The following is a 1,499-nucleotide window of genomic DNA, read 5'->3' on the forward strand; positions in this document are numbered from 1 at the left end:
ATTTTAAAATTGGCGGGGTCTTATTAAATTTATCTTCTTACTTTGCATTCTTGCGCCAGGATTTTAAATTTAAATCGCCTCTTTACTTCTAAATTTAAAACCTCGGCAGATTGTGCCGCGCTGATAAATCTAGTTTAAATTTAAATCCGCCTATATAAACTACTCAAAATTTTAAATTGCGCCGAAGCGATTATGCTCCTTAGTAAGATAAATTTATTCATACGAAGCTACTGTGTTAAAAAACATCGCATATTAATCCCAAGTCTATAATTATCCCAAGCGCAGGATGCACGAAATCAATAGAGCAAAGCCGTTTTCGCGTTACCGCTTGTAATGCCTTCGATAGTTTAAAATATACACGTCCACAAAAGCGAAAATGATTCTTAGAGCAGATAAAATCAAAAACTGTGCAAAATTTCTTCAAAAAGATTTGATAATTAAGGCCTGGCATTATAAAATTTTACTTATTTACAGCAATTTCTTGATTATATGCTGTACTTTATTTAAAATAATTTTTATAAAAATATCGATGGAATGGGTAACTATTAGTGAAATTTAATTCTATAAAAATACTTTAATAATTAATATTAAATTTATCCGCTTTGAGTTATAATCCGCGATTAAATTTCAAAATATAGGAACAAAAATGCAAAAAGATATGTATTTTAAAAAGGCGAAATTTATCGCATTATCGATATGCGCGAGCGTTTCGATTTTATGCGGCGTCGAAGGCTCACATCTAAGCAGTGACGCAAATAGCACGAATCTTGGCGAAATCGTAGTAAGTGCGAGCGGCTTTCGCCAAGATATTAGGCAGGCGCCGGCCTCCATCTCTACCTTGGATAATAAAGAGATATCAAGCGGCAGCTTCACTTCGCTGCACGATATCGCGAATAAAATGCCTGGCGTCAGCGTTATCGCAGGCGACGACGGCCCGGCAAGCGGGATATCCATCAGAGGAATGGAAAGCTCTCAAACCCTTGTGCTTATCGACGGCAAACGCGTAAGTTCCGCGGCGGCGAACCCGAAAGGCGGAGCGGGCGATATGAACTCGAATTTTATCCCGCCCACGGGAGCGATAGAGCGTATCGAAGTGATTAGGGGACCGATGAGCTCGCTTTACGGAAGCGATGCGGTAGGCGGCGTGATAAATATCATTACGAAAAAGAATTTTTCTAAATTTAGCGGAAGCGCCGCTATATCTACAACTATCCAAGATCACGAGGGTATCGGAAACGGTAAGATGGGCGAAGCCTACGTCAATATTCCCTTCGGGCAGTATGCAGCGCTTCAGTTGTGGGGATATAAAAAGCTGCGCGACGAGGACGGCTATAAGGGAGGCTATCAAAAGAGTGATAAATCGGATTCTAACGCCAAGCTTTGGCTAGCGCCGGATGAAAATAATAAATTTTACGTTCAAACCGGGAGGCAAAATCACGATTATTCAAGAACTCTTGGTAAAACCGCCGTTTATCCCAACGCGCGCGGATTAAATCATT

1 protein-coding gene is annotated in these 1,499 nt (G+C 40.3%); it reads left to right on the forward strand.

Translation table 11 applies throughout. The annotated features are described in order from the left end of the window. Window positions 1-646 precede the first annotated feature (646 nt). Window positions 647-1,499: TonB-dependent receptor plug domain-containing protein (locus Q0256_RS09155; RefSeq protein ID WP_297962392.1), on the forward strand; the 853-nt coding region annotated here is incomplete at its 3' end.

Source organism: uncultured Campylobacter sp. (assembly GCF_937949835.1).
Lineage (GTDB): Bacteria > Campylobacterota > Campylobacteria > Campylobacterales > Campylobacteraceae > Campylobacter_B.